Here is a 26,056-nt window from a genome sequence, read left to right on the forward strand (position 1 = left end):
GTGTTTTTATCCAGTATAGTAGATTTTTTTTCAAGTGCAATTGAGGAAAGCATGTGCCGACGCAAACGTTTTCTTTTATACTGCGCACGATTTTAGTTAACTCAGGTATGCGATCATGACAACTCTTGGCACCGCGTTGCGTCCCTCCGCCACGCGCGTAATGTTATTAGGTTCCGGCGAGCTGGGTAAAGAGGTGGCTATCGAATGCCAGCGGCTGGGAGTTGAAGTTATTGCAGTCGACCACTATGCCAACGCACCGGCAATGCACGTCGCACACCGCAGCCATGTGATCAACATGCTTAATCCGCAGGCCCTTAAAGAGCTCATCACCCTGGAGCGACCGGATTACATCGTCCCTGAAATTGAAGCTATCGCCACCGATGTACTGGCAGAACTGGAAAATCAGGGTCAACGAGTGGTGCCATGTGCACAAGCTGTGCGACTGACGATGAATCGCGAGGGGATCCGCCGACTGGCAGCGGAAATACTCAGCTTGCCAACGTCCAGTTATCGTTTTGCAGATCACCAGGCCGATTTCTTGCAGGCCGTCAGGGAAATTGGTTTTCCCTGCATTATAAAGCCGGTAATGAGCTCATCGGGTAAAGGGCAGAGTTTTGTTCGTAGCGAAGACGACCTCAACAAGGCCTGGTGGTATGCCCAACAAGGCGGCCGCGCTGGCGCCGGACGGGTGATTGTTGAAAGCGTGATTAAGTTCGATTTTGAAATCACCCTGCTGACTGTTAGCGCAGTGGACGGCATTCATTACTGTGCGCCAGTGGGACATCATCAGGAAGATGGCGACTACCGTGAATCCTGGCAGCCGCAGCAGATGAGCGCTCTGGCATTACAGAGGGCGCAGCAAATTGCCGGAAAGGTGGTTAGCGCTCTTGGCGGACATGGGCTATTTGGCGTTGAACTTTTTGTCTGCGGCGATGAAGTGATCTTTAGTGAAGTCTCACCGCGACCGCATGACACCGGTATGGTGACGCTGATATCTCAGGATCTGTCCGAATTCGCACTGCACGTACGCGCATTCCTCGGTTTGCCAATTGGTGACATTCGCCAATATGGCCCAGCGGCTTCGGCAGTCATCCTGCCCAGGCTCACCAGTGAGAATATTTCTTACAGTAATCTCTCGGCTGCTTTGGGCTCCGGATTACAGTTGCGCCTGTTTGGCAAGCCGGAAATGAGCGGTCATCGTCGCCTGGGCGTAGCGCTGGCAACAGGGAATAACGTTGAACAAGCAATCAGCCGCGCCGTAGACAGCGCCCGGCAGGTCGTAGTGAAAGGCTAAATCTCTATCGTCGGTTAGAGCCGGCGCATCGCGACCTGACAATTAGCCCCGGGCACCGCCAACGGCTTCGCGAGCAAGCCTGGTGATACTCAAAAAGTCACCTGATTCCAGTGTGTCGGCGGGAACCAACCAGCTACCACCAATGCAATGCACACTTTTTAACGCCAGATAGTCGCGATAATTTTGGGGCGTAATGCCGCCCGTTGGACAGAAACGAACCTGGGGAAACGGTCCGGCAATGGCTTGCAATGCTTTTACACCACCGTTAGCTTCTGCCGGAAAAAATTTAAACTCACGCAGTCCGTGCTCCATACCCAGCATCAACTCCGAAACGGTACTGATTCCTGGGATCAGTGGTACTGATCCAGCCAGTGCAGCTTGCACCAGGCTCTCACTGATGCCCGGACTGATGATAAACTGCGCGCCAGCATCGGTAGCCTCCCCTAGCTGCTGACGATTAATCACCGTTCCGGCACCGACGATCGCCTGCGGCACGGCTCTGGCTATCGCCTTTATGGCCTCCAGCGCACAAGACGTTCTCAGCGTCACCTCAAGAACTTTTACGCCGCCGGCTACCAGCGCTTCGGCCATCGGCACCGCATGTTCCAGCTTGTTAACCACAATGACCGGTACAACGGGTCCAGTAGTCAGGATCTGTTCAGCGCTGGTATTCCAGTTTTTCATTAGACCAAGCTCCTTGCGTCGATAATCAGTCGCGACGCTAAAACAGTGAATGTAGACACATTGTACCTTACCGCAGTGAGTCACTGATCGTCTATGAGAAACACAATTTTTTAAAACGCAGTTTCAAAATTAAAACTCTGTTGTTCCGTATAAAACTGCGTCAGCTCTTCGCTCAAAAAATTTCAATAATACGTAATATTAAATTCCGCAATGGCAGAGGCCGAACCTGGCTGAACATTATCACTCATTGCTTTATAGCGGGCAAAAAATAGCAGGGTCGCATTCCCACTGGCATCAACCTCAACTTTTTTCGTCTGTATACCAAGTGATAAAGGTCGGTGATATTTATCGCTAAGTTCTATACCGACATTGCCTGCATTGGCGCTATCATCAAGTGCTAATAATGCCGTGGTGATGCCTCCGATCGGTCGGGCTGATATGATGAACTCTTTTGAGAGCTACAGCTTCATGGCATCCATCACCGTTCACTGTCCTCGTTGCAACTCTGACCACGTATATTGCCATGGGAGGACCCCTGCCAGCCATCTTCGCTATCGTTGCCCTGTCTGTCCGCACGTGTTTCAGCTCACCTGCACCTGTAAAACACACAAGATTGTTGATATGGCGTTCAACGGCTCAGGTGTTCGTGATACTGCTCGCGTCCTCAGGATTGGCATCAACACCGTCATTCGCGCCCTAAAAAACTCACCACAAGGCAAGTAACCTCCGATGACGTGGCGCTTATCTGTGAACCTGATGAGCAATGGGCCTGTGTCGGCAACAAACAGCATCGACACTGGCTTTGGTACGCCTTGATACCAAGAGAAAGCGAGTCGTGACATGGACCGTTGGCCCACGCAATGATGAGACATGCCGTGGGTTGCTGAGCCTGCTTTCTCCATTGCAGGCAGGCTTTATCACCAGTGGTAACGGGAAAGCTATACCAGAGAGATGCTGAGCGAGATGCATCTGACCGGGAGGATATTCCCCCAGCGTATCGAGCGTAACAACCTGACGCTCAGAACGCACATCAGTCGATTGGCTCGCAAGACCATCTGCTTCTCTCGTCCCGTTGATCTCCACGAGAAAGTGATTGGTGCCTTTACAGAAAGGCACCATTTCAACTGATTGGAGGCATCACCGACTGGAGATTATTCGACTTCGTTCCAGGAGCGGCCATCGCGAGTAATCATTGCCACTGACGATACCGGCCCCCACGTACCCGCCTGGTAGGGTTTCGGCGGCTCTTTATCCGTTGACCATGCATCGATGATTGAATCAACCCACTTCCAGGCCGCCTCAACCTCATCACGGCGTACAAACAGGGCCTGAATACCGCGCATGGCCTCCAGAAGCAGACGTTCGTAAGCATCAGCGAGGTGTGACTGATTAAAAGTTTCTGAATAGCTCAAATCCAATTTAGTGGTTTGCAGGTTGTGCTTATGATCAAGCCCAGGCACCTTATTCAGAATTTCGATATCCACCCCTTCATCAGGTTGCAGTCGAATAGTCAGTTTGTTCTGTGGTAACTCCTGCCAGGACTCTTTAAACAGGTTCATTTCAGGATTCTTGAAATAAACCACTACCTCTGAGCATTTAGACGGTAAACGTTTACCTGTACGCAGATAAAAAGGCACGCCAGCCCAGCGCCAGTTATCTATATCAACCCTGATGGCGACAAAAGTTTCTGTGCTGCTATGTTTATTGGCACCTTCTTCTTCCAGATATCCAGGTACTTTTTTCCCCTGAACGAAACCGGCGGTATACTGACCGCGAACGGTTTTTTCGCGCACATTAGTATGGTCAATCATACGCAGCGAACGCAAAACGCGAACCTTTTCATCTCGAATGCTATCGGCGCTCAGATCCGCCGGTGGCGACATGGCAATCATAGTCAGCACCTGCAACAGATGGTTCTGAATCATGTCACGCATCTGACCAGCTTTATCGAAATATCCCCAACGACCTTCAATACCAACCTCTTCCGCGACAGTTATCTGTACGTGGTCGATGGTACGGTTGTCCCAATTATTGGCAAATATCGAATTGGCAAAACGCAACGCCAGCAAATTGAGCACGGTCTCTTTACCCAGGTAGTGATCGATACGAAATACCTGACTTTCATGAAAGAATTCACCAACCTGATCGTTAATTTCCTGAGAAGTTTCCAGTGACGTACCCAGTGGCTTCTCCATCACCACTCGCGCCGGATATCCATTTAGCTTTGCATGGCCAAGCCCTTTACAGATTGCACCGAAGGTTCCAGGCGGCATGGCAAAATAGTTGATCGTCACGCGCTTTTTCTGATCAAGCATTTTTCCAAGCCGCGTAAAATGTGAAGTGTCATCGACATCAAGATTGCAAAAATCAAGGCGCTTGCTGAGCTTTTCCCACAGTGCTTCATCAATTTTTTCTTTCATGAAAGTGTCGAGAGCTTCGCGTACCACTTTGATATAGGCGACCTGGTCCCAGTCAGCACGGCCGACGCCAATAATGCGGGAGTCTTCGTTGATCTGCCCGGCTTTTTCTAACTGATACAGCGAAGGCAACAGTTTACGACGTGCAAGGTCGCCTTTGGCACCAAAAATAACTAAATCGCACGCCTGGGCTGTTTGTATTAACGCCATTTGTTTCTCCTCATTGAAGGATTGCATAGCCTGAGTAATCCATCATTGGCCAAGCACTTCGTGTCATTTTGTCAAAGTATAATGAACCTGATTTGCCTGAATAGGGTAAACCAGATAACAGGTATCCTGCACACATACTGACAGTTTTTTAATTTAAGTCGTTAGCGCTGTTCCCATGACTCAATTTGTACGTCATTTTCGCTAAATTTGTTAAATTATGTTCATGCTTAAATTTCAATCCAAGGCAAAAAAGATAGAAGAAACGTAGCTTGCATTGCTCTGTTCTGCAGACATCAGAATGGTTCAGGTTATGATCATGAAAAATCTTTATGCATTTCAGTCTATTATTCATATCGCCAGAATTAATGAGCCTGTCAGATGATTGCTCACGATAACATTGAATTCAGGCAGAGCTGCAAGTGAACCTGAGCGCAAAGTGACCGGAATCATTCTATCCACGTCAGTATGAGCAAATATAACGAATCAGGCAGAAGTATACGCTTTACCGATTTCAGGATTGCGCTGGCACAGCAGATCGACGCCAGTACACCGCGAGCACGATGCTATATCACAGTGTGTAACAGCATTAACACCGATAGGATGGAACCTATGACCTCTTAGCGTTCTGGCTTTCTCCGATCTGTCGAGCATCGGATATGCACATCATTGATTGTACGAAAGACAACGTTGCTATGCTTGAGAGTGACCTGCTATAGCCAGGAGGCTACGCTACAGTAGCGATGAAGCAACAAATGAATTTCTGCTGCAATATTCCCGTTTTTATTCTGATGATAGTGTGTGCAGCACATAAATTGTAATAACAACAATCACGTTGAACGGTGTTTTAATTTTCGATAAGACCCTACCAGTCACCTTATTAGCACGTTGGTATGGGTCAATGATGCAATGGCGCTTTTTTCTCTTCTGCTGATACCCTGCTAATCAGAAAACAACCCGGTCGCTGAGTGTTTTGCAAGACACTATAAGTGTATGCTGGCGATATCAGGTCTGGCGCAGATACTTTATTAAGATGCTGGTAGCCTGACGACTTTGGGGGCAAGGGAAAATTCCTGGAGAGTCTGAAGTGGATAAATGAAGTCTTTAAACATTCGCGATTTGATAGAGAATGCCTCAATTTCATCCCTCCAGATCAATGACTGGCTTTTTTAATATCGAGTAAGGGAGATTCGGGATCATTCGCAGCTAATGGTATAACCTATGATTTCTTATACCGATTGCTACAGCAACAACGACTACCAGATACGGAGTTATGCATGTCAAGACGTCTCAGAAGAACCAAGATCGTAACCACACTGGGGCCAGCTACCGACCGCGACAATAATCTAGAAAAAATCATCGCTGCTGGCGCCAACGTCGTCCGCCTCAATTTTTCCCACGGTACCCCTGACGATCATCAGCTACGCGCAAATAAAGTGCGTGAAATCGCGGCAAAACTGGGCCGCCACGTTGCTATTCTCGGTGATTTACAAGGACCTAAAATCCGGGTTTCAACATTCAAAGAAGGGAAGATTTTTCTCAATGTTGGCGACCGCTTTCTGCTTGATGCCAGTCTCGACAAAGGTGAAGGGGATAAAGAAAAGGTCGGAATTGACTATAAAAATCTGCCCGCTGATGTCGTCCCGGGTGATCTGCTGCTGCTCGACGACGGTCGGGTTCAGCTCAAAGTGCTGGAAGTACAGGGTATGAAAGTTTTTACCGAAGTTACCGTCGGCGGCCCGCTGTCAAACAATAAGGGCATCAACAAGCTCGGCGGCGGTCTTTCTGCAGAAGCGCTGACGGAAAAAGATAAGGCCGATATTCTTACCGCAGCGCAAATTAACTGTGATTACCTTGCTGTTTCTTTTCCACGTAACGGCGAAGATCTTAACTATGCACGTCGCCTGGCGCGCGATGCCGGTTGCGAAGCTAAAATTGTCGCGAAAGTTGAACGCGCTGAAGCCGTTGCCACCCAGGAAGCCATGGATGACATCATTTTGGCTTGCGATGTCGTGATGGTCGCCCGTGGTGATTTAGGGGTTGAAATTGGTGATCCAGAGCTGGTTGGCATTCAGAAAGCATTGATCCGTCGAGCCCGCCAGCTTAATCGTTCAGTTATCACCGCCACTCAGATGATGGAATCGATGATCACTAATCCGATGCCTACACGCGCCGAAGTTATGGACGTGGCGAACGCGGTACTGGATGGTACCGATGCCGTTATGCTGTCAGCGGAAACCGCCGCTGGCCAGTATCCGGCAGAAACTGTTGCGGCAATGGCGCGCGTTTGCCTGGGTGCGGAAAAAATACCGGCGATCAATGTTTCAAAACATCGCCTTGAGGTTCAGTTCGATAATATCGAAGAAGCTATTGCCATGTCCGCCATGTACGCTGCTAATCATTTGCAAGGTGTTACCGCAATTATCACTATGACGGAATCTGGTCGTACATCACTGATGACTTCACGTATTACTTCAGGCCTGCCGATCTTTGCTATGTCGCGCCACGAGCGTACTCTGAATCTTACTGCGCTTTATCGCGGTGTAACGCCTGTTTATTTTGACAGTAATAATGACGGCGTCGCCGCAGCACATGACGCCATTAACCTGTTACGCGACAAAGGTTTCCTGGTTTCCGGTGATCTGGTGATTGTGACTCAGGGCGACGTAATGGCGACTACCGGCACAACAAATACCAGCCGCGTTCTGCGGGTTGAATAATTATCATTAATTTACTGCAAGCCAGCCCATCGCTGGCTTTTTTAACACTGAGCTGCCTTCAATGACATCGGAGGTGTTAACAGAACTGAACAACGAATCTACTCAACGGAGTTAGTCGAACAATTCTAATTTCCGCTAAAAATTTGAATATCAGCGATAGAGATCGTCGCGACTATAGGGTTCCATCTCACCGGGCCTGCGCGTTTTCAGTAGCTTGAGGATCCAGGTGTATTGCTCAGGATTCGGGCCAACAAGAAGCTCAACTTCTTCATTCATGCGTCGAGCCTGCGTAGGATCATCTGCCTGATTAAGATCATCCATCGGCGGGCGGACATAGATCTCAAGACAATGAGTTTTGCTGTTATAAACCGGAAAAAGAGGTATCACTCGCGCCCGACATACCTTCATCAGGCGTCCAATCGCCGGCAATGTAGCCTTGTAGGTAGCAAAAAATTCAACAAACTCACTTTGCTCCTCTCCGTGATCTTCGTCAGGTAAGTAATAACCCCAATAGCCCTGTCGTATCGAGCTAATAAACGACTTGATACCATCGTCCCGCGCGTGCAAACGGCCTCCGAAACGCAGACGGATACGGTTCCAGACGTAGTCCATCACCTGATTGCGCTGATGATGAAACATCCCGGCGACCTGCTGACCTTCTGAGGCCAGCAGCATTGCAGGGATATCGATGCCCCAACCATGAGGCACCAATAGGATCACGTTCTCATCACTGGCTTTTAATTCATCAATAATTTCACGGCCAAACCACACTATGCGCTGACTTAATGCCGACGGATCACGCAATGCTAGCTCCGCCATCATTAATATAGCCTGCGGTGCAGTGGCAAACATTTCAGTTATGATGGCCTCACGTTCGGCCTCACTTTTTTCCGGAAAACAGTAATAAAGATTTATCTGCGCGCGTCGCCGTGCACTTTTAGCAAACTTTCCTGCCAGGCGGCCAAGTCCACCCAGCACAGGATCGCGAATGACTGCGGGTATCAGAGCTGTGGCAGCAAACGCACCGACTGCCAGCCAGCTGCCCCAGTAACGTGGCGCACAAAACTCCCTTTTGAATACCGGTATAAAAGACTCACTATTTTTTTTCTTACTGTTTTCCATGCACTCGCCTCAAACGATAACTGGCTAATGATAATATCAGAACCCAAATTTACAATAAGCTTCGCCAGAGCTTAGGGGTGGCTAAATAATGGATAAAAAAAAGCCGGCGTGCCATCGCCGGCTATGTTCAATTCAGGCAGGGTTTATTTACCGAAACTTAGCTGGGGCACAACGTCACGTACCTGAACGAGGAAATCACGGCGATCTTTGCCACTTAAACCTTCCATGCGCGGCAGCTTCGCCGTCAGTGGATTAACAGCCTGATTGTTGATCCAGATTTCATAATGCAGATGCGGCCCCGTTGAACGCCCGGTATTACCGGACAACGCCAGTCGATCACCACGCTTTACCTTTTGTCCCGGTTTAACAAGAAGCTTTTTCAAGTGCATATAGCGCGTCATATACTGACGCCCGTGACGGACGGCGACATAATTTCCCGCCGCACCGCCATTTTTCGCCACCACGACTTCACCATCGCCAACAGCGAGCACCGGTGTACCAATTGGCATAGCAAAATCTACCCCCCGGTGCGGAGCGATGCGACCGGTGACCGGATTCAGCCGACGAAGATTAAAATTAGAGGAGACTCGATATTGCTTAACAGTAGGGAAGCGCATAAACCCTCGCGCCAATCCGGAAGCGTTGCGATCGTAGAACTTTCCATCCTCAGCGCGAATCGCATAGTAGCTTTTACCAGCCGTTTCCAGTCGTACACCTATCAGTTGGCTCTGCTGACGCTTTCCGTTGAGCATTTCACGCGAGATTAACACGGAGAAACGATCGCCTTTACGCAGCTTACGAAAATCGAGCTGCCATTGTAGTGACTTAATTACCGCACTTATTTCATTACGGCTGAGTCCCGCGGCCTGTGCACTGGCAACGAAGCTACCGTTTAGCTGTCCGCGCAACACCTTGTTCGACCAATCGCCTTTTTGTACTTGTGACGAGACGGTAAAGCCGTTGCCACTGCGATCATAAGTGCGAGTTTCACGACGGTTAAGCTGCCATGTAAGGCGTTTGAGATCGCCTTCATCAGTTAACGTCCAGGAGAGTTGCTGCCCCACCTGTAGCGCGCGCAAATCACTGTCAGCTTTAGCCAACGCGCTGATATCCGCCATGTCGATATCATACTGGTTGAGTATGCTGCTAAGACTGTCGCCACTGGAAACAACATAGTCATGCGTACCGGCTTCGGTAGGTACATCCTGGTCAATTTCATCCTGAGGCAGACCATCCTGGGGTACGAGTGAGAACTGATCAATAGGTTCACTGGCTTCAGGCAGTAATGCACGCTGATCGCCGTTATCCAGCTCGATATTTCGGATAACGGACGTCACACCGCCACTGTTATCAGTATGGTAAATAAATGGCCGCCAGACAGCGACGGCCAGGGTAACGACTGTCAAAGAACCCAGCATAACGCGATGGCGACGCGGTAACGTATTAAACGCTGTTGCGACAGCGCGGACTATCTGCTGCACTTACTCTTTCCTCTTATGCTCCTTTCAGGCAGCTCGTATATTGGCTGGACAGTTGTGAGAGGAATTTCACGTAACTATCTTTACCCAGGCGAACATCCATACCCAACGGATCGAGTGTGCCCTTGTGCACCTTCGTCCCACGAGCAACGGCATCGATAACGGCCGGCCTGAACTGTGGCTCAGCGAAAACACATACGGCTTTCTGCTCAACCAACTGTGTACGTATAAAATGTAAATGCTGCGCACCGGGCTGAATTTCCGGGTTCACGGTAAAATGCCCTAAAGGGGAAAGCCCGTAGTGTTTTTCAAAATAGCCATAGGCGTCGTGAAAAACGAAATAACCCTTATCTTTTACCGGTGCCAGCTGCTTTTCGATATCTTTATCGGACTGCGCTAATGATGCCTCAAAATACTGCAGATTGGCGTCTAATTTGTCCTTGCTTCGCGGCATAAGTTCCAATAATTTTGCATGGATTGCAACCGCTGCGTTCCTTGCTATCTCTGGTGACAGCCACAGATGCATATTAAACTCGCCATGATGATGGTGCTGATCCATAACTCCATGATTATGGTCAGCCGCTGCATCCCCCTCTTCATGATCTTCAGCGCCGCGCATTAACAGCGGTTTGACGTCGCTAAGATCGGCTATTTCGAGTGATTTTTTCGCCGGTAACTGCCCAATTATTCTCGGCATAAATGCTTCCATATCCGGCCCTATCCAGACCACTAAGTCCGCGTTACGTATAGCTTTTATATCTGACGGGCGCAGTGAATAGTCATGTTCAGATGCGCCATCCGGCAGCAATACTTTGACCGGAGTAACCCCATCGGCAATCGCCGCCGCAATAAAACCGACTGGTTTAATCGAGGCCACGATATCTGCATGTGCGGCACCGGAGGACAACGCTGCAGATACCAGCGCGAATAAGCCACAGGCAAGTTGTTTTTTATTATGTAACATGATGCTTCAATCCGTCGTGATGGTAAAATTAGATGTGATACTATAACATTTGTTAACTCCTGTAACTTATAAAACATCATGTCTGATTTAGTTTCTCTGCACGCCGTCTCCGTGTCATTTGGCTCAAAGCATGTACTCAGTGATATTTCACTTTCGCTACAGCCAGGCCGGATTTTGACGCTACTTGGCCCTAACGGTGCGGGTAAATCAACCCTGGTCCGCGTAGTGCTTGGGTTACTCAAAACAACCTCGGGCAAGGTCGCCCGCCAGGAGGGTTTGCGCATTGGTTATGTGCCACAAAAGTTACATCTGGATGCCACACTACCGCTGAACGTCTCACGTTTTATGCGCCTTAAGTCTGGCGTTAAACGTGTTGACATTCTGCCAGCATTAGAACGGGTACAAGCCGGACACCTCGCCAGCGCCTCGCTGCAGAAGCTCTCCGGGGGGGAAACCCAGCGCGTCCTTCTGGCGCGCGCCTTACTCGATAAGCCGCAGCTCCTGGTGCTCGATGAACCCACACAGGGTGTTGATGTTAACGGCCAGGTTGCGCTCTACGACCTAATTGATCAGCTACGTTATGAGCTAAACTGCGCTGTGCTACTGGTTTCCCATGATCTGCATCTGGTGATGGCAAAAACTGATGACGTTTTGTGCCTTAATCAACATATTTGCTGCTCCGGTGCGCCTGAGGTTGTTTCCATGCACCCGGAATTTATCGCTATGTTTGGCCAACATGGCGCACAACAACTCGCTATCTACCGACACAATCATAATCATCGGCATGATTTACAGGGACGAATCATCTTGCGTAAAGGAAAAAATCTTCCATGATTGAGTTGCTGTTTCCCGGCTGGGTCGCCGGAATGTTGCTGGCACTGGCTGCCGGGCCGCTAGGCTCGTTTGTCGTCTGGCGACGTATGTCCTACTTCGGCGATACTCTGGCCCATGCATCCCTGCTCGGCGTCGCGTTTGGCCTGCTACTAAACATTAATCCTTTCTATGCGATTATTGCCGTAACAGTAGTGCTGGCGCTAGGGCTGGTATGGCTTGAACGTCGTCCCATGCTACCCGTCGACACGCTGCTAGGCATTTTAGCTCACAGTGCGCTGTCTTTGGGTCTGGTCGTCGTCAGCCTGATGGCTAATGTTCGGGTCGATCTGATGGCCTACCTCTTCGGCGATTTGCTTGCCGTCACGCCACAGGATCTTATCAGCATTACCATTGGTGTAGTGGTGGTTACCGGGCTTCTGGCATGGCAATGGCGCCCGCTTCTGGCAATGACTATCAGTCCGGAGCTGGCCCAGGTTGATGGTGTTAATCTGCAGCGTGCTCGTCTGACGCTGATGCTGGTGACTGCCTTAACAATTGGGGTAGCAATGAAGTTTGTTGGCGCTTTAATCATTACCTCGCTGTTGATTATCCCGGCCGCTACCGCCCGGCGTTTCGCCCGTTCTCCTGAGCAGATGGCCGCTCTCGCCGTGGTGTTTGGGGCAATAGCCGTTACGGCGGGACTCACTCTTTCAGCCTATTACGACACACCCGCCGGCCCCTCAGTTGTGCTGGGCGCGGCGGTGCTTTTTATTTTCAGCATCCTGAAACGTAGCGCTGAATAGCAAAAAGAGCCGGGTTTTCCGGCATCGGCTCTTTTACAACTACTTCAGACTCATGGCACGTTGTAAGGTATAAAATAGATCAGTCTGATCGGTCAGACCCACGACGTTTGCCGCCTGTGGCCCATACGCGGCAATGCGCAGCTGCGTCCCCGTATGCTCCATAGAATCGCCTTCAGAGTTGCCATAGGAGATCGTCATCACCGCCCCATCCTTCGTGTTCAAGGACTGAGTTAATCCCGGGGCTTTGGCATCATTGGGAATAATTTGGCTGGCATGCGCGTGGTCAGCGGTCACGACAACCAGTGTATTGCCGTCCCTGCGAGCAAACTCAAGTGCTTTTTGCACGGCTTCATCTAAATCAACCGTCTCGCCGATTTGCCCACAAGGGTTAGCCGCATGATCCTGCTTGTCGATTGAAGCGCCTTCAACTTGCAAAAAAAATCCCTGCGGATTCTTGCTCAGTAAGGTAATGGCCTTCTCCGTCATCTGCGCAAGTGTCGGTACGCTTGCCGGACGGTCGGAATTGACTTCGCAGGTAACGGGTTTTCGATTAAGGTTACCGTACAGTGTCGCCGTCGGTCCTTTCCAGCGTACCGGCATATTGCCATCAGCGAATAATCCCAGCACGGGCTTATCAGCACTGGCTGAATTAAGATTGTTCATCTCATCAAGGTTTTTTATTAGTTGATAGCCTCTGGCATGAGCCTGTTCTGCCAGGGTCATTCCCTGCCATTCTCCACCTTTAGCGCGCTCATTAAATATTTTGGCCCCGCCGCCGAATGATACGTCTGCCCTGGTATTCAGCAGCTGCTCTGCAATCGAACCTTTGCCCCCGTTTTCTAACGCATTAATCGGGCATTTCGCGCTGGTAACGTCAGGGCCGTAGCAGCGACGTGACATGACATGGGCAATCTGCGCGGCGGGCGTTGCATCCAGCAGTTCAGCGGTAGAGACATTTCCAGTCGCTTTGCCGGCGGCCTTGGCTTTCTCCAGCAGCGTCGGATAGGCTTTGCCATTGACATCAACGCCTATGGCACCGTTGTAACTTTTAACGCCGATACTCCAGGCCGTTGCTGAGGCCGCTGAGTCAGTAACATAATTGGGCTTATGACTTTTTTGATCAAGGGAGTAATGCGTATATTGGCCGGTCAGCGGCAGCGCATCAATTCCCTTGAAGAAACCACCCGCGCCCTCAGCATAATTGCGCGCAGCGGTAATCTCCGAATCGCCCATACCATCACCGATTAGCAAGATGACATTTTTTGCCGACCCTGAATGAAGTGAATCCCTCAGCGCCTGGGTTTGATCTCCCTGTATACGGCGAGCTCCGCCAGGCTTGCTGAGATCACCCTCTGCACTACGGTGGTAAACTAAACTTTCGGCTCCGGCTCCGTTCACTATTGATGCCGTTAACAGCGTGGCTAAAATAAAACATTTACAGTGCATCCTCTGTCCTCCTTGAAATTATTACTTAATGTTTGAGCCGGTAAGTCTGCGACAGTTTTGTAACGCTTTTGTGACGTCGGTATGTATTTAATATGACCAGAAGAGCCTGCATCGCCACGCTGAAGATGAAAAATGACCGCGAAACGCGATAACCGCTTTCATTTCGTACAAGCCTTAAGCGAACGAAAATCCCGAAGAAAATTCTGCTTGACCCACCCGCACTGACTCCCTATATTACCGCACCGTTGCTACCCAAACAGGCAGCGGCAAAATATGGTGAGGTGTCCGAGTGGCTGAAGGAGCACGCCTGGAAAGTGTGTATACGGCAACGTATCGGGGGTTCGAATCCCCCCCTCACCGCCATCATTGATAGGACGTTGCTGGGACAACACCTTTTATAATCAGGTGTTATAGACAACCAAGGGACAGCGTACTGACATAGTTGGTACAAAAAAGTGCACGTGAAATGCACGCGCATCTCTAGGCGCAAAGAAAAAAGCCTCCGGTTAATGCCCGAGGCTTTTCTGTTTGTGTCTAATTGAAACAATATACTCACCATCTCCACATCAAATGTTGCAGTGTCTGACTTCGAAAAAACCGTTACCCGCAAAGCCGTTCGCATGCGGGTAGAGTTTGAGCCATTGCTATCTGAAATGAATCAGAAGCTGGTTGAGTTACAGCGCCAGGAAAGCGATGGGATGTTGATGCTGGGTAGGCTAGAAGAAAGCTGTATAGGCCAACTGACCAACAGAATGTAGTCATTAATAGCCCCAACAACCATCACAAAATCTTAACTGTTTAGTGAAAAGTTGGGGCTAGTGTGGGATGATTGGGGGAGGTGAGGGTTATGCCTTTGTGAGGCATTTTCAACGGAATGTAAGATAAATGTTTACCAATATTATTAAATATTTAAACCATAGAGTATTACGCATTGCGCAAAAACAAAATTTGACCGATTTGATAGATAGGATAGTTTTAAGAAACAAGGATTTTTGTATAGTATCTAACAATTGCTGGAACATAGGTATCTACAAAAATTTAAGAAAGCCATATAACACCCCGTTTGTCGGTCTAATGATACCTACCTCAGACTTTATAAATTTAATAAAAAATTTTAATTATTACATGAGTATTGATATTAAATATAGTCATTTCATTCCAAGTGAGGAATACCCGATTGCAAACTTAGATGGCGTTATTATTTACTTCATTCATTTCAAAAATATTGATGATTGCATTTCAAAATGGAATAGAAGAAGGCAAAGACTAAATATTTTTTTAAAAAATAAGGGAGTGAATGATATAATCTTCAAGTGTTGCGATTTAGATTCAAAAAACAAGGAAAATGATTATGTAAAATTCAGGGAGCTAGGCCTAAATCGCGGTATATATTTCAGGCAGAAAAGAAATTCGATTTTATTAGGAAGAACCAATGCAATCCCCGGAGGTCCAGAGCTTTACAGCGCGAGAATACTTTACTATAAAGCTTTTATTTCGCTCTTCAAAGGTCTTTAAGTTGACATGCCTGAATGCCAGTCATGCCAACTCTTCGATTTTATGTTGCGCTTATATTAATATCTAAGCACTTCGATACCATCCCATTAGTTTAATAAATGCGTTAGCTACGGAAAACGCCGTACCAGAACCAGTATTTGCCGTTGTTCCTGAAACAGAATGCGCGTGAGCGCCGATCGGTACATTGTGTGCATGCGAACCTGCTGCGCCTGTATTCAGAGGTGCATCAAGTCTAAAATTACCGCCATCCGCTCCGTTACCATGACTATAATCGGGACCGTTAAATGGATGTGTGTGCTCCCCCTGCACATCAGTTTGCTTTGTTCCATAATCAAACGTGCTGGTATTAGCAGAAAAAGTATGCGCGTGCGCAGGCAAATTTTCTGCTGTCAGAGTGACTGAATCCGCGCCGCCTGTTGTCATCACATCGCTGCCGTTGGCGCTGGCCAAACGAACCGTACGATTCTCCCCAATATATTTCCACGTTGTGCCCGGAAACAGTGTATTAGGATCTTTATTCTGCGCAAACCACGTCACAATACCGACCGGGTAGATACCATCAACGCTAACCTTATTGGCAAGATCATACGCTGCCTTAATCGCTTTAGGCGTAGCGGCCATCGTTTCATCGTTACTGTTGGTGGCGCTGCTTAGTTTGGTAATACCAGCTACCGAGGTTGATGCTGCTGGTACCGTATCGCTAATCTGACTTTTAAGAGCATCCTGCAAGCTGGTAAGTAGTGCGGCTACATCGCCATCGTCCAGCACGTCTTTTCCCGTTCTGTCTGCGATAAACTGCCCCAGCGCTGACGACATAACTGATGACTGTCGCCATACGGTATTCATAACATCCGAGCGGGCGACACCAGCAACAAAACCGTTATGACGGGTTGTCAGATTCTGGTATTCGTCATCTGAAATCACGTTAGCACCATCTGCTGTGGCAAACGGCAAATACTCGCTTTTAGCCATTACTTATCACTCCATACTGATTGATCCATACCTGAAACTTCTGAGTTGTCTAAATCAAAACCAAAGGTGGGGCTTTCTTCCAATGCTTCATCGGCAATTGCCTGATAATCAGTAGCGGGCAATATATCCAACAGACTTGCAGCGGCATTTAATATTTCTTTCATTATGCGTTTCCTTTTAATTCTTTATCGTGGGTAAATACGCCGTTCCATGTTGATTTCATGGGCAACAGGGACTTGAGGTAAAGCTGATAAAGTCGGACAGCGCCCTTGTGCAGCAGCACAGGTGTGTACTTGATGAAATCATCACCACCATGCACGCTAATCCTGCTCTGGTGTTCTGTCAGATACTTATCGCGTGCATAGTTGCCTGTACGCCAGCGGATGCGCGTCTTGCTTTCGTTATAGAGCCACTTCCTATCTTCAAGAAAACGACCAACCAGCATGACATTCACTCCATTCAACATTTTGCAGAACTGAGTTGGCGTCATGCCCTCTTTGAAAAGGTTCTCCATGCTTTCAACTTTGTTGGTCAGGTCTTTATTGGCAACCTCCAGATATTCAACCTTTTCTGTGTACTCCAATAGAATATTGCGGAGGAACACCGGGTCATTAAGTGCGCGAGTGGGATCGAATACTGCCCCTGAAACCAGTTTTTCAAGCTCCTGCCAGCGGTCTACCAGTTTCGCGGTAAACTCAGGAGAAAGTTGAGCAACTACGACGATGCTATCGCGCTTGCCCTGCTCACCCTCAAACACATAAAACATCACCGGCCGCCCAGCCGTGGCCTTTTCCTCAAATTGAGGAAAAGCGATAACCCCCTTCTCAGCCAGAGATTCAATCGTTCTTTTTACATTGTCGTGTCGCTTGCCAACCAGTGTGGAAATTTCCAGACTGGACATAGTGACAACCTCGCTCTGTACTGCTAAATTACTTTTGAGCATTCGATGATTCCTTTTGTTTAGTTTTTGATATCCGCCAGCTACCTACTGGCGGTTTTTCTTTGTCAGTTCAGGTAGCGATTAACCTGATCCCGTACAAATTCTCTTTTTTCTTTATCGTCGAACAAAAAAAAACAGCGCCTTTGTGTTCCATCCAGATTTTCCAGCTGGCCACATCATCAACCGTTTTATCCAGCCCAAACATTTGGATCTTCACTTGCTTCCCATTTTCAACACGACAAAGTACCTGATAGGAAAGCGGAGCTAAGGCATTCTGCTCTACCTCTTTATCAAGGATATCCAGTACCCAGCGACGAAATTCTTTTGCCACCTGTGTACGGGCAAACATTGCCAACAAGTGAGCACCACGTAGGGAGAAAACTCGTACCTTCTTTCGGTAATTCCCTGAGGTCACTGATTCAATGACCTGAGTCATTCCGATGGTAAACTCCTCAGCATTCTGGTTGAACAGATTGGTTATAGACTTGGCACTCTTATAACGAAGAGCGCTAGCGATATCAGCTGAAGTCAGCCACACGTCGGTAAGGCTTGCTACCGGAACCAGCTCTATACCTTGGAAATTGAAGCTCGATATTGCTACACTACTCATCGTTAGTTGCTCCTAAGGTTGCTGACACAGAAGCCCCGTTAGTGTTGACGCACTGCGGGGTTTCGCCGTTTTTACTGACCATTCGCTCTTTCCTCACGCAGGCTTTTAGCCAGGCGCTGCACAATCGCAGAATTAATCGAAATCCCGTCCATTTCTGCCATGCGGCGGATTTCCTCTTTCATGCGTTCAGGCAAACGAAGTTGAAAACTCTGACTTTTAGTTTCTGTATATAAAGCATTCATCTTGGCTCCTTTTTGTATGTCACCGTGACATGATGTCACTATGACTCAATTTACTGATGGTGTCAACGTGATAGTATTGGGAAAATTTTGAGGTGCTTATGTCAGATAAACAGGTTCGTGATTACGATAAATTTATGCTCCGCTTCCCAGACGGGATGCGTGATGCTATCGCAGAACGCGCTAAGGAAAATGGTAGGTCAATGAACTCGGAGATCGTCCAGATACTTCAGGATGCGATTGATAATAAGGTTTCCGCGAATGCTGATACGAACGAGATTTTTTCAGTGCTCATGGGGAAAGTGGCTAACTGGTACCAGACCAATTCGCATGTGATTGAATCAATCAGTCACCTGAGCGACGACCAGTTGAAGCAGCTGGCTGATAAAATTGAAAAGAAAAATTAGGGAATTTTGCCCGCCAGAAGTGGACTGGCGGGGATTGAGAATATCAAAGTTTTATTGCCCAGCTTCCGGTATCAAAGCCGGAAATAAATTCATTGTTAAGGTCCAGACCGAAAATACCGTTATCACCTTCTGAACCGGTGTAGTTATTTACCCTCACCCCTTCCGGTTTGATATTGAGGTAGCCCTGCCGAATGACCGCTTTTATTACCTCCGGCACCACACCGCCTGTCAGGTAAACATCAATCGACATATCCTGATTATCGGTGAAGAATATTTTCACCGATTCATCGGGGATTACTCCCTGATAAATACCTGCCAGCATTTCACTTGTCCCGTCCCAGTGATTAGCCCGGATTTTTGCACGCAAAATAAAGCGGTAAGTGTCGTCGTCGAGTTCGGTAAAACCGCTGTCAGCATCGAATTTTCGTTTCCAGCTTCCCAGGTCAAACCCCACCCCTTCAGTATCGAGCGCAAAATAAACCCCAGTAATCGGCGTACTGACATAGCGTGACAGACCTATCCACTCACCAACAGCATCAAGCTGTGGCCCGTTACTATAGTTGATACTGTACAGTGCGTTTAATTGTCCGGCTTGAGTTGCAATATCGGTGAAAGGACGGCTAATGAGACTGATATGACGAACGAATTTATCTGCACTCAGATGTGCAGGCGTAATGTAGTCTGTGTAGTTTCTCATGACGTTACCACCAGCCTGACATCATCAGCTGTGCAGCTAACGGCCTCGCTTGAAGCCACCAGCAGATTATTTTCACTTACGGCATCCGCTGAGCGACCGATTTTTATTGCGGTAATATCGTAGGTCTGTCCTTCCTCATCACCGGGTAAATTGGCGGGGGAATACAGCCGGGTAAGGTACAGATTGTCGCCTATCAGTTGCGCATTAATGTACGCCGCGACAGCAGAACGGATTTTATCGCCGGTTAGCGTTGTGTATCCGGTAAATGCCGTCAGGTCTATCTCAACTGATACACGAACATCTTTTGGGCGTGAAAAGCTGATTTTACGCGGCATCCCGTAACTGTCGGTCACCATCACAGACGTATCGCCAAAGGTGCCTGCCCCCGGCGTCTTTTTTAATGCAATAGCGCGGGCAATGGCATTTACATCCCCGCCATCGACGACCATTGCGATAGAATGCGGCGGAATACCGTTTTTATCCGTCTCACTGGTGTCGTTTTCAAACCCGCGCTGGCGCACTACGCCGGAAAGCAGCGCAACAGCACCCTGAATGCCGTCAAGCACAGTGCGCGAGGGCAGTGCAACAGATTTCTTCTGACGCGCACGTAGCTGATTGTCCGTTTCCACCGGCCTCCCTGTTGTTGCGGCTGACGGATTAGTCACCGTTTGCCAGCCTCGGGTTGGTGTGGCGATTTCACTGATGTCGCCAGGTTGCGCCGTAATCTGACCGGTCTGAGTACAGACGGCTGTAACAGTAGCGCTGCCGTGCGTGTCGAGCGTGACGGTTGATGGCAGACTCCACAGATTGCCGTTCTTATCGCGTACCCGTCCATTGATTATCACCGTTCCCACCTGCCCGGTGAGCAGCACATCAGCATTCGAGTATCCCGGCGCATGACGCGCAATTCCGTTGATAGCTACATTGTTCGACAACGCCGCGCCCGTGCTGGTAGCCGGACTGTAGCTGTTGTATGCAGCCATAATAGCGTTGTTCGCGTCATGCATCGCCAGAGCATAGATAGCGATCATCTGACCGTCTTTGCTGTCCGGTTCAAGATAGCTGTCCGCACCATAAATCTGCCGGAAGTATTCTGTAAGTCGGCTGAGTATCGTCTGATAATCAGGCGCACTGATCCCGCTGTCGGTCACGCTGGCCGCCAGCCCTAGTGAGTCAAGATTCAGCATCGTTAACCTGTAATTGAAGTGTCGCCAAAGCGTGTGCGGATAGTTGCCGTAAAGCCCATTTTTCGCGTATCAGTATCGCGGCTGACGGAGAAATCATTAATTTCCAGAACGCCGGGAGTCGCGAGGATCCGCTGCTTTACCGCCATGTAATACACATTTGTATACTGTTTTCCCAGCACATCCTGTTTCCAGGGTGTACCTTCCTGAGTATCCAGAAACCATTGCCCACGCCATAGTGCCAGCCGGGTTTTAAGTGCCTGTGACACCGCTTCCGGTGAATCAGTCAGAAAAGTGGCATCCCCCTGACCAAAGCTGTAATCGCCGTTTTCATCTTCACGCCGGTATCTCATTGTGGTTTACCCGTATTGCCGCTTCCCGGTTGAACGCCGGAATGCACATGTGATGACAGACTGATCCCCGCTGCGGTAAGGTCGTTTTGTATCGTAACCGGGCCGTTAATGTTCGCGCTACCACCACGGTTGCCCATTCCCTGAGACAGATTGCCGTTGATGGTGACATTACCGTTAAGCACTATCTCTGGCGCGGTTATCTCAGCGCCACCTTCTGCGCTGGCCGACAGTTTACCCGGTGTTTTAACGGTAATATCATGCCCTGCGGCCACCTCAACATACGCCTGCCCGTCATCGCTGCGTAGTTGTGCGCCGCTGCTGCTGATAGCGCTGATCTTCCGTTTCTGAGACTGTGGGCCAGGCAGTGCAAACGCATCGGATAAATCATGCTGGCGGGGATCGACAGATTCCTGCACGCCGCCGTTCTGCCACCAGAAATCAATACAGCGGTCGGCAAACACCACAAGGCATTCATCACCTGCGGCAACCGGAAACGTCAGCGTGACGCCGCCCCCACGCGGAAAAATAACGGGAACGTCCACCAGCAGCGGCAACTCTACCGACTGAGTACTGCCATTCTGGTCACTCACAACCCCTTTTATCGCTGGCTGTACCGTGCAGGTAACAGCTTCAGTGTCAAATGACTGAATAATACCGGGCATGGCCACCCTGAGTTGTGATGACAGAGCATGACGCAATGTATCAAGCAGTTCCTGTTCGCCGCCCGCTCTTTCAGATAGAGATATGGCCATTAACTTGTCCTGTTTAGCGTTGATGTGTTCATCAGATCAGCAGAGCCTTTAGCGATGCAGACCAAATCCATATACCAGGGCTTTCCGCGAGTATCCCCGGAATAACTGATATTCTTCACGATATAGTCCCCATCAGTGGAAAGGCTGGCCGGTTGTGAAATGCTGCCATCTGTCTGTTGCAGCGATCCATTCGTCACAGTATCAATGCGACCCGTTGACGCGGCGATATCACTTTCAGGAAGCATGGTGCGGTAAATCAGAGTCTGATCAAGTCGTATCAGGCCGTTAACCTGAATATCAGGATTGATAAGACAACGAACATTGACGCCCGCCTGTATGGTTTGCTGCGGCATACCGATGAGACCCGTATTGCTGTTAAGCACAATGGCCTCCTGGACATAGTTATCTTCCGGCACCATGACCAGCTGACCATTGATATATTGCCAGGAAGCCCTGCACTGCCCCGCCAGATTGTCGGCGGCATCACGGGTCATGCCGAAATACGTTTTCCCTCGCGGGAAGCGCGTTGCATCAAATACAGGCGTAGCTCCTTTCACGATACCGTACGGTGCCAGCCCTTCCAGCAGAGCATGGTGCTGTTCGGCCTGCGTATGCCCGGCACTGAGTGTGGTATTCATGGTCGCGTAATCGTACGCATCATGAGAATCCACCGCCTGAACAATCACAAAGGTGTCGGTAGGATTATCCCTGCCGGTGATGGAGTAGCGAATTTTCCCGGTGAAAATCAGCCCGTAGTTATCCTTGTATCCCGCCATCAGTTGCACGCTGGCAAACTCTCCGGCCTGTATCCTGTTAGTCGTCTCAGGTTTAAGGTTCCATACTTTAAATACCGCCGCCCTCGGCCAGCGCGTATCCGGCCACGAAATACTGAACGTACAGCGAAAGGAAGAAAGCTCCAGCCCTTCGCCTTTTTCATCGGCAACGATCAGCGAACATTTTCTTATCCAGTTCTGTGACATAATTTTTGTCCGTAAAAAAACCTGCCGGAGCAGGTTAATCAGTAAGCCAGTAAAATTTTGCCGTCTGGCCGGGGGAGGTTTCGCCGGGGGGCTGTTCATCTTCCGTCACGACAACCAGCCTGCCGCCCGGATCGATCCAGGAATATTGCGCCAGTAAATCCGTACCGGGGATTAGCGGTATGCCTGTTATGACCGGCTCACCGGACGCACTGAGCATATCAAGCATCCAGCCTGCCGCATCGCGCCAGATAAGTCGCATTTGCCATACCCGGCCTGACAGGCTGATAGTGAATTGCTGGCAGGTCGCACTGAGCGGTATTTCTCTAAGCTGCATTGAACCACCCCGATAGTCGCTGTAACAGGCTGACATTCTCAACCGGTCTGGCGTTTTTAACGCCGGTATTACTCACACCAGTCGTGGTTGCCCCTTCCTTCATATTTTGCTGTCTGCTGACGGTCACCGTTTCCGTCTGAGTCATGTTTAATTCACGTAGCGTCAGTACCGCCATCAGCACATTTTCACTGGTCTTGTCAGTTGTCACCTCGATTGCACGTATCAGCATGTTGCTGTACTTACGCTTGCCGGTGATAACATCAACCGGTTTTCTGCTGGCCTGCAAATCAACAAACGTCCGGTAAACTTCCTCTGGCGACATAGTATTAAGCGGGGTGCTGATCCCTATATTTTGCGTATCGGCAAAATCGACCAGACTACCGCCGCCCGCGAATCCCACTTCCATCGTAAGCTCTGCCGGACGCTTGTATGCATGATCGGCTATGGCTGCGCCCGTCTCTACCGGATGCTCGGTGATTTCCAGTGTGTCCTGATGTTTCTCAGAAATGATGACATCAGGAACCATCAGGCCAATCTGTCGGGTTTGTTGCATGAACAGCGTTGACAGAATATCCATCAGTAAGCCCTCTGTTTCGTCTGTCCGATAAGTCGGGCATTTACGCTGGTTTGCCTTCCGGCAATATCCATACCGGTTGCAGCGGGATCAGTCGCGCCGTAGACGTTAATCGTTGTTTCCTGCTGTACATTGCCACCCATACCTGCCACTGCCGCCCGACTGATTAGCTCGCTGCTGTAAGGATTACGCCCATTTTCATGTTGCACAATACCGTCCATTAATGAGGACATAATCTTTGGGTTGTGTAAATTGAGTAATGCATCAGGCGCGATACCGAGCTGTTGAGAGATCGCTTTTATATATGCACCGGTGTTGTTTTCATTGCCAGGTGCCCATTTATTGATAATTTTCTCAATAGTGTTAATGCCCCGTCCGGCGTACAACGTTAACTGACGGGACATAGCCCGCAGGCCATCAAAGGGGGTTTGAAACCGGGCGAAACGCCCCCCGGTTTTTTCTATCTCCGCCCCCTTCTGTCCGACAAAATTGAGGTTTCCGGGATTATTATTACGTATACCTCGCGGAGCGGGTGCACCGCCGATCCACTCAGGCAGATACCGGTTTAACGCATCGTTAGCTGCACCGTACTTTTTCAGTATCCATTTTCGGGTATCCATTGCACTTTTTGTGACGCCGGGTATAGCATCGGGCTTTTCGCTGCCCTGTTTAAGTAGCTGCTTCCCAATCCCCGCAGCGTCCGCCCATCGCCCCTCATTGAGGGCGTTCAGTAGGTCGCCAATAAGGTTCAGCATTTTACCCAGCTCACCGAGGTTTTGAGACAAATTCTCAAACTCCCATTTAACCGTCCATTTTTTTGGATCGATGGCAAAGAGTTTTAATACCTCATCGGACAGCTTTTTGATTGATCCCATCAACTCACGGATATTCTTCAGGGCCGCCTGTATGTCAGGCTCCCATTTACCCCAGTCAATCAGACTTTGACCGCCCTCCTTCCATGTTTCGTAATCGTCATAAAGAGCAAGCAGGGATGCTCCCAGCATGGTTATGATGCCGAAAGGAGATGTAAGAATCGCTGTATTCAGTAAACGCCAGGCGATCAGCAGCCCACCGAATACCTCAATCAACTGTCTTGTTCCCTTACCCAGCGTAGTCCACCACGCCTCAATATCAGCAGCAGCCTGGATGAGACGGAAAATGACTCGCGTAATAGCATCTGCCATTGCTAACAGGTCTTTAACGCCGCTGGTGATGACTTTTTCAATTTTAGGGAAGTTTTCAATTACCCTTTTACGCAGACTGTCTAACGATCCCGCCAGTCCACCTGCAAAGTTTGAGCCGATCTTATCACGCGCTAATCCTGCTAATTGACTGAAAGAACGCAGTGATGTCATGAACCTGTTAGAACTGGCAGCGGCTCTGTCTGCATCAAAGCCAATAGCCGCTGCCATTTGCGTATACTGCGCACTGAACTGGCCCAGCCCTCTGCGCATCGCCATCAGCGTGTTTTCATCGATACCCAGCATCTGCGCGTATTGATTAGCCCGGTAATACGGCATCTGGCTCAGCTTCTGCCCGACTCCGGTAAAGATGGTGGACATATCACGCATGTTTCCGCTGGCATCGCGCGTCTGTACTCCCAGCCGGTTAAAAAAACCTTCAGCGCCGGGATTGTTGCGCACAAATCGCGCCAGACTTTCCAGCGCTCCCTGCGCCGCCTCTGCACTGCTGCCGGTCTGCGCGGCGGCAAACGTCAGCGCTTTCATTCCTGCGACCGTCGATCCGGTGCGCTGTGACGACCACCAGAGTTTATCCAGCCCCGCCGCTATTTTGGTGGTGAATCCCACCACCGACAGCGCTGCACCTTCCACCGTTGCGCCCATTTTCAGCACATTGGCCGTAACGCCGGTAAGGACACTCTGAAATTTCCGCATCCCCGATTCATCAACCTGAAAACCGAGACTGACAAGGAAATCGCGGATGATATCTACGTTACCCACTGTTTGCCTCTCTCCATCGCGCTATTCGCGCTTCATTGTCGTGTTTCAGTCCCAGCCAGTCGTTCATACGCGCGATATCAGCGAGATCGACTGAGCCATCTTTCAGAGCGGTATAGGGGATGTAACCAGCGTCCACCGGATCCATCAGGTAGTTCTCACCGCCAGGAAGTGTGTCGAGCATTAACCCTGCTGTAGGGGTGCTGTCACGGCGTCTTGGGGTGCGTGAAAAAAATTTCCCAGCGAATCCCCGATAACCTGAGCAACGATGTTCAGCATGCTAATCAGGTCGATATCATCAAACATCAGTTCACCCTGGCGAAAAACCGGCTTCCATTTATTCCCGTTCTGGCGGGAAACTACGGAAAGACACGGGTGGAGGATGGCATCACAATCGCTGTCACTCATGCCCGCCACCGCATCAGCAATGGCAGGCAACAACGTTTCAATGGCGGCTTCACCACTGCGCAGCTTCTGCAATTCACCCACCATGCCGGATAATACCGGCAACAGTTTTCTGGCCACTTTCAGTTGATCAAACACGCTGAGTTTCCCGGCGCGGTATGTGTTGCCGTTCAGTTCGATTTCCATCG

General features: G+C 49.5%; 29 protein-coding genes, 1 tRNA gene and 1 pseudogene. 9 read left to right on the forward strand and 22 right to left on the reverse strand.

The window, feature by feature from the left end; all coding sequences use genetic code 11:
- Positions 1 to 115 precede the first annotated feature (115 nt).
- Positions 116 to 1,294: a formate-dependent phosphoribosylglycinamide formyltransferase gene (gene purT, locus BM191_RS12110; RefSeq protein WP_092878516.1), complete on the forward strand. Its 1,179-nt coding sequence runs from the start codon at positions 116 to 118 to the stop codon at positions 1,292 to 1,294.
- A gap of 42 nt (positions 1,295 to 1,336) precedes the next feature.
- Here purT and BM191_RS12115 read toward each other — a convergent pair whose 3' ends face one another.
- Positions 1,337 to 1,978: a bifunctional 4-hydroxy-2-oxoglutarate aldolase/2-dehydro-3-deoxy-phosphogluconate aldolase gene (locus tag BM191_RS12115; protein ID WP_092878518.1), complete on the reverse strand. Its 642-nt coding sequence runs from the start codon at positions 1,976 to 1,978 to the stop codon at positions 1,337 to 1,339.
- Between the two features lie 182 nt (positions 1,979 to 2,160).
- Entirely contained in the window at positions 2,161 to 2,421 is a 261-nt protein-coding gene (locus BM191_RS17565) for a fimbrial protein (protein ID WP_092878616.1), read from the reverse strand.
- A gap of 8 nt (positions 2,422 to 2,429) precedes the next feature.
- Between BM191_RS17565 and BM191_RS12125 the strand changes: the two are divergent.
- Positions 2,430 to 3,106 (forward strand): annotated as a pseudogene (locus BM191_RS12125) (IS1 family transposase).
- Positions 3,107 to 3,129: 23 nt separating this feature from the next.
- Here BM191_RS12125 and zwf read toward each other — a convergent pair.
- Complete coding sequence (gene zwf / locus BM191_RS12130) at positions 3,130 to 4,605, reverse strand: glucose-6-phosphate dehydrogenase (RefSeq protein WP_092878520.1); 1,476 nt, start codon at positions 4,603 to 4,605, stop codon at positions 3,130 to 3,132.
- Positions 4,606 to 5,879: 1,274 nt separating this feature from the next.
- Here zwf and pyk point away from each other — a divergent pair.
- Positions 5,880 to 7,322 (forward strand): pyruvate kinase, encoded by a 1,443-nt coding sequence (gene pyk / locus BM191_RS12135; RefSeq protein ID WP_092878522.1) that lies wholly within the window; start codon positions 5,880 to 5,882, stop codon positions 7,320 to 7,322.
- Positions 7,323 to 7,472: 150 nt separating this feature from the next.
- Here pyk and lpxM read toward each other — a convergent pair whose 3' ends face one another.
- The 3 genes from lpxM to znuA form a co-directional block, all read right to left on the reverse strand.
- Positions 7,473 to 8,444 carry a lauroyl-Kdo(2)-lipid IV(A) myristoyltransferase gene (lpxM, locus tag BM191_RS12140; protein ID WP_092878524.1) on the reverse strand — a complete coding sequence of 324 codons (972 nt, stop codon included), beginning with the start codon at positions 8,442 to 8,444 and terminating at the stop codon, positions 7,473 to 7,475.
- Between the two features lie 143 nt (positions 8,445 to 8,587).
- Positions 8,588 to 9,925, reverse strand: coding sequence for a murein DD-endopeptidase MepM (gene mepM / locus BM191_RS12145; protein WP_092878526.1), 1,338 nt, complete (start codon positions 9,923 to 9,925; stop codon positions 8,588 to 8,590).
- A gap of 13 nt (positions 9,926 to 9,938) precedes the next feature.
- Entirely contained in the window at positions 9,939 to 10,886 is a 948-nt protein-coding gene (gene znuA / locus BM191_RS12150) for a zinc ABC transporter substrate-binding protein ZnuA (protein ID WP_092878528.1), read from the reverse strand.
- Positions 10,887 to 10,964: 78 nt separating this feature from the next.
- On the opposite strand from znuA, the gene znuC reads away from it, so the two are divergent.
- Positions 10,965 to 11,720 carry a zinc ABC transporter ATP-binding protein ZnuC gene (gene znuC / locus BM191_RS12155; RefSeq protein ID WP_092878530.1) on the forward strand — a complete coding sequence of 252 codons (756 nt, stop codon included), beginning with the start codon at positions 10,965 to 10,967 and terminating at the stop codon, positions 11,718 to 11,720.
- Positions 11,717 to 12,502 carry a zinc ABC transporter permease subunit ZnuB gene (gene znuB / locus BM191_RS12160; protein ID WP_092878532.1) on the forward strand — a complete coding sequence of 262 codons (786 nt, stop codon included), beginning with the start codon at positions 11,717 to 11,719 and terminating at the stop codon, positions 12,500 to 12,502. Before znuC ends, znuB begins: the two co-directional genes overlap by 4 nt.
- Positions 12,503 to 12,541: 39 nt before the next feature.
- On the opposite strand, the gene phoA is transcribed toward znuB, so the two are convergent.
- The gene (gene phoA / locus BM191_RS12165; RefSeq protein ID WP_092878534.1) at positions 12,542 to 13,948 is read right to left on the reverse strand and encodes an alkaline phosphatase; all 1,407 of its coding nucleotides are present in this window, start codon (positions 13,946 to 13,948) and stop codon (positions 12,542 to 12,544) included.
- Between the two features lie 275 nt (positions 13,949 to 14,223).
- On the opposite strand from phoA, the gene BM191_RS12170 reads away from it, so the two are divergent.
- The 3 genes from BM191_RS12170 (at position 14,224) to BM191_RS12180 (ending at position 15,463) form a co-directional block, all read left to right on the forward strand.
- Positions 14,224 to 14,311: transfer RNA gene (locus BM191_RS12170), tRNA-Ser, on the forward strand.
- 215 nt (positions 14,312 to 14,526) lie between these two features.
- Positions 14,527 to 14,706, forward strand: coding sequence for a hypothetical protein (locus BM191_RS12175; protein WP_092878536.1), 180 nt, complete (start codon positions 14,527 to 14,529; stop codon positions 14,704 to 14,706).
- 127 nt (positions 14,707 to 14,833) lie between these two features.
- Positions 14,834 to 15,463: a DUF1919 domain-containing protein gene (locus tag BM191_RS12180; protein WP_092878538.1), complete on the forward strand. Its 630-nt coding sequence runs from the start codon at positions 14,834 to 14,836 to the stop codon at positions 15,461 to 15,463.
- A gap of 63 nt (positions 15,464 to 15,526) precedes the next feature.
- Here the strand turns inward: BM191_RS12180 and BM191_RS12185 are convergent, their stop codons facing one another.
- From BM191_RS12185 to BM191_RS12200, 5 genes are all read right to left on the reverse strand, one after another.
- Positions 15,527 to 16,435 carry a tail fiber protein gene (locus BM191_RS12185; RefSeq protein WP_092878540.1) on the reverse strand — a complete coding sequence of 303 codons (909 nt, stop codon included), beginning with the start codon at positions 16,433 to 16,435 and terminating at the stop codon, positions 15,527 to 15,529.
- Complete coding sequence (locus BM191_RS16820) at positions 16,435 to 16,599, reverse strand: hypothetical protein (RefSeq protein ID WP_177203334.1); 165 nt, start codon at positions 16,597 to 16,599, stop codon at positions 16,435 to 16,437. The genes BM191_RS12185 and BM191_RS16820 overlap by 1 nt, the downstream gene beginning before the upstream one ends.
- Positions 16,599 to 17,378 carry a Rha family transcriptional regulator gene (locus BM191_RS12190; protein ID WP_230479584.1) on the reverse strand — a complete coding sequence of 260 codons (780 nt, stop codon included), beginning with the start codon at positions 17,376 to 17,378 and terminating at the stop codon, positions 16,599 to 16,601. Before BM191_RS12190 ends, BM191_RS16820 begins: the two co-directional genes overlap by 1 nt.
- Before the next feature lie 67 nt (positions 17,379 to 17,445).
- A complete protein-coding gene (locus tag BM191_RS12195; protein WP_143088824.1) occupies positions 17,446 to 17,985 on the reverse strand; it encodes a BRO-N domain-containing protein in 540 nt (179 codons plus the stop codon).
- 71 nt (positions 17,986 to 18,056) lie between these two features.
- Entirely contained in the window at positions 18,057 to 18,227 is a 171-nt protein-coding gene (locus BM191_RS12200; protein ID WP_092878542.1) for an Arc family DNA-binding protein, read from the reverse strand.
- A gap of 98 nt (positions 18,228 to 18,325) precedes the next feature.
- On the opposite strand from BM191_RS12200, the gene BM191_RS17445 reads away from it, so the two are divergent.
- Positions 18,326 to 18,631, forward strand: a complete 306-nt coding sequence (locus tag BM191_RS17445; RefSeq protein ID WP_092878544.1) for an Arc family DNA-binding protein — start codon at positions 18,326 to 18,328, stop codon at positions 18,629 to 18,631.
- 43 nt (positions 18,632 to 18,674) lie between these two features.
- Here BM191_RS17445 and BM191_RS12210 read toward each other — a convergent pair whose 3' ends face one another.
- Genes BM191_RS12210 through BM191_RS12255 form a run of 10 tightly spaced genes read right to left on the reverse strand, consistent with a single transcriptional unit; the run spans position 18,675 to position 26,054 of the window.
- Positions 18,675 to 19,328, reverse strand: coding sequence for a DUF2612 domain-containing protein (locus BM191_RS12210; RefSeq protein WP_092878546.1), 654 nt, complete (start codon positions 19,326 to 19,328; stop codon positions 18,675 to 18,677).
- Positions 19,325 to 20,515, reverse strand: coding sequence for a baseplate J/gp47 family protein (locus BM191_RS12215; RefSeq protein ID WP_092878548.1), 1,191 nt, complete (start codon positions 20,513 to 20,515; stop codon positions 19,325 to 19,327). Before BM191_RS12215 ends, BM191_RS12210 begins: the two co-directional genes overlap by 4 nt.
- Positions 20,516 to 20,517: 2 nt before the next feature.
- Positions 20,518 to 20,865: a hypothetical protein gene (locus tag BM191_RS12220; protein ID WP_092878550.1), complete on the reverse strand. Its 348-nt coding sequence runs from the start codon at positions 20,863 to 20,865 to the stop codon at positions 20,518 to 20,520.
- Positions 20,862 to 21,617 (reverse strand): phage baseplate assembly protein V, encoded by a 756-nt coding sequence (locus BM191_RS12225; RefSeq protein WP_092878552.1) that lies wholly within the window; start codon positions 21,615 to 21,617, stop codon positions 20,862 to 20,864. Before BM191_RS12225 ends, BM191_RS12220 begins: the two co-directional genes overlap by 4 nt.
- Positions 21,617 to 22,597, reverse strand: coding sequence for a phage protein (locus BM191_RS12230; RefSeq protein WP_092878554.1), 981 nt, complete (start codon positions 22,595 to 22,597; stop codon positions 21,617 to 21,619). The genes BM191_RS12225 and BM191_RS12230 overlap by 1 nt, the downstream gene beginning before the upstream one ends.
- A 34-nt stretch (positions 22,598 to 22,631) precedes the next feature.
- Positions 22,632 to 22,931, reverse strand: coding sequence for a phage baseplate plug family protein (locus BM191_RS12235; RefSeq protein ID WP_092878556.1), 300 nt, complete (start codon positions 22,929 to 22,931; stop codon positions 22,632 to 22,634).
- The gene (locus BM191_RS12240) at positions 22,921 to 23,508 is read right to left on the reverse strand and encodes a phage baseplate protein (RefSeq protein WP_092878558.1); all 588 of its coding nucleotides are present in this window, start codon (positions 23,506 to 23,508) and stop codon (positions 22,921 to 22,923) included. Before BM191_RS12240 ends, BM191_RS12235 begins: the two co-directional genes overlap by 11 nt.
- Positions 23,508 to 25,400: a lytic transglycosylase gene (locus tag BM191_RS12245; RefSeq protein ID WP_230479588.1), complete on the reverse strand. Its 1,893-nt coding sequence runs from the start codon at positions 25,398 to 25,400 to the stop codon at positions 23,508 to 23,510. Before BM191_RS12245 ends, BM191_RS12240 begins: the two co-directional genes overlap by 1 nt.
- Before the next feature lie 58 nt (positions 25,401 to 25,458).
- Complete coding sequence (locus BM191_RS12250; RefSeq protein WP_006118369.1) at positions 25,459 to 25,611, reverse strand: DUF6889 family protein; 153 nt, start codon at positions 25,609 to 25,611, stop codon at positions 25,459 to 25,461.
- Positions 25,612 to 25,646: 35 nt separating this feature from the next.
- Complete coding sequence (locus tag BM191_RS12255; protein WP_092878562.1) at positions 25,647 to 26,054, reverse strand: phage tail assembly chaperone; 408 nt, start codon at positions 26,052 to 26,054, stop codon at positions 25,647 to 25,649.
- Positions 26,055 to 26,056: the final 2 nt, after the last annotated feature.

Origin of the sequence: Izhakiella capsodis, assembly GCF_900115045.1 — a bacterium.
Taxonomy (GTDB): domain Bacteria; phylum Pseudomonadota; class Gammaproteobacteria; order Enterobacterales; family Enterobacteriaceae; genus Izhakiella; species Izhakiella capsodis.

What these genes read in the sequence shown, in the direction of transcription:
- zwf (WP_092878520.1), bottom strand. Translation starts at nt 4,605, where the DNA reads ATGGCGTTAATACAAACAGCCCAGGCGTGCGATTTAGTTATTTTTGGT.
- BM191_RS12200 (WP_092878542.1), bottom strand. Translation starts at nt 18,227, where the DNA reads ATGAATGCTTTATATACAGAAACTAAAAGTCAGAGTTTTCAACTTCGT.
- BM191_RS12230 (WP_092878554.1), bottom strand. Translation starts at nt 22,597, where the DNA reads ATGTCACAGAACTGGATAAGAAAATGTTCGCTGATCGTTGCCGATGAA.
- BM191_RS12185 (WP_092878540.1), bottom strand. Translation starts at nt 16,435, where the DNA reads ATGGCTAAAAGCGAGTATTTGCCGTTTGCCACAGCAGATGGTGCTAAC.
- BM191_RS12255 (WP_092878562.1), bottom strand. Translation starts at nt 26,054, where the DNA reads ATGGAAATCGAACTGAACGGCAACACATACCGCGCCGGGAAACTCAGC.
- znuA (WP_092878528.1), bottom strand. Translation starts at nt 10,886, where the DNA reads ATGTTACATAATAAAAAACAACTTGCCTGTGGCTTATTCGCGCTGGTA.
- BM191_RS12215 (WP_092878548.1), bottom strand. Translation starts at nt 20,515, where the DNA reads ATGCTGAATCTTGACTCACTAGGGCTGGCGGCCAGCGTGACCGACAGC.
- phoA (WP_092878534.1), bottom strand. Translation starts at nt 13,948, where the DNA reads ATGCACTGTAAATGTTTTATTTTAGCCACGCTGTTAACGGCATCAATA.
- purT (WP_092878516.1), top strand. Translation starts at nt 116, where the DNA reads ATGACAACTCTTGGCACCGCGTTGCGTCCCTCCGCCACGCGCGTAATG.
- BM191_RS17445 (WP_092878544.1), top strand. Translation starts at nt 18,326, where the DNA reads ATGTCAGATAAACAGGTTCGTGATTACGATAAATTTATGCTCCGCTTC.
- BM191_RS12115 (WP_092878518.1), bottom strand. Translation starts at nt 1,978, where the DNA reads ATGAAAAACTGGAATACCAGCGCTGAACAGATCCTGACTACTGGACCC.
- BM191_RS12190 (WP_230479584.1), bottom strand. Translation starts at nt 17,378, where the DNA reads ATGCTCAAAAGTAATTTAGCAGTACAGAGCGAGGTTGTCACTATGTCC.
- BM191_RS12240 (WP_092878558.1), bottom strand. Translation starts at nt 23,508, where the DNA reads ATGGATATTCTGTCAACGCTGTTCATGCAACAAACCCGACAGATTGGC.
- BM191_RS12220 (WP_092878550.1), bottom strand. Translation starts at nt 20,865, where the DNA reads ATGAGATACCGGCGTGAAGATGAAAACGGCGATTACAGCTTTGGTCAG.
- BM191_RS12225 (WP_092878552.1), bottom strand. Translation starts at nt 21,617, where the DNA reads ATGGCCATATCTCTATCTGAAAGAGCGGGCGGCGAACAGGAACTGCTT.
- BM191_RS12235 (WP_092878556.1), bottom strand. Translation starts at nt 22,931, where the DNA reads ATGCAGCTTAGAGAAATACCGCTCAGTGCGACCTGCCAGCAATTCACT.
- BM191_RS12195 (WP_143088824.1), bottom strand. Translation starts at nt 17,985, where the DNA reads ATGAGTAGTGTAGCAATATCGAGCTTCAATTTCCAAGGTATAGAGCTG.
- BM191_RS16820 (WP_177203334.1), bottom strand. Translation starts at nt 16,599, where the DNA reads ATGAAAGAAATATTAAATGCCGCTGCAAGTCTGTTGGATATATTGCCC.
- BM191_RS12245 (WP_230479588.1), bottom strand. Translation starts at nt 25,400, where the DNA reads ATGCGGAAATTTCAGAGTGTCCTTACCGGCGTTACGGCCAATGTGCTG.
- lpxM (WP_092878524.1), bottom strand. Translation starts at nt 8,444, where the DNA reads ATGGAAAACAGTAAGAAAAAAAATAGTGAGTCTTTTATACCGGTATTC.
- znuC (WP_092878530.1), top strand. Translation starts at nt 10,965, where the DNA reads ATGTCTGATTTAGTTTCTCTGCACGCCGTCTCCGTGTCATTTGGCTCA.
- znuB (WP_092878532.1), top strand. Translation starts at nt 11,717, where the DNA reads ATGATTGAGTTGCTGTTTCCCGGCTGGGTCGCCGGAATGTTGCTGGCA.
- BM191_RS12180 (WP_092878538.1), top strand. Translation starts at nt 14,834, where the DNA reads ATGTTTACCAATATTATTAAATATTTAAACCATAGAGTATTACGCATT.
- pyk (WP_092878522.1), top strand. Translation starts at nt 5,880, where the DNA reads ATGTCAAGACGTCTCAGAAGAACCAAGATCGTAACCACACTGGGGCCA.
- BM191_RS12210 (WP_092878546.1), bottom strand. Translation starts at nt 19,328, where the DNA reads ATGAGAAACTACACAGACTACATTACGCCTGCACATCTGAGTGCAGAT.
- BM191_RS12250 (WP_006118369.1), bottom strand. Translation starts at nt 25,611, where the DNA reads ATGGATCCGGTGGACGCTGGTTACATCCCCTATACCGCTCTGAAAGAT.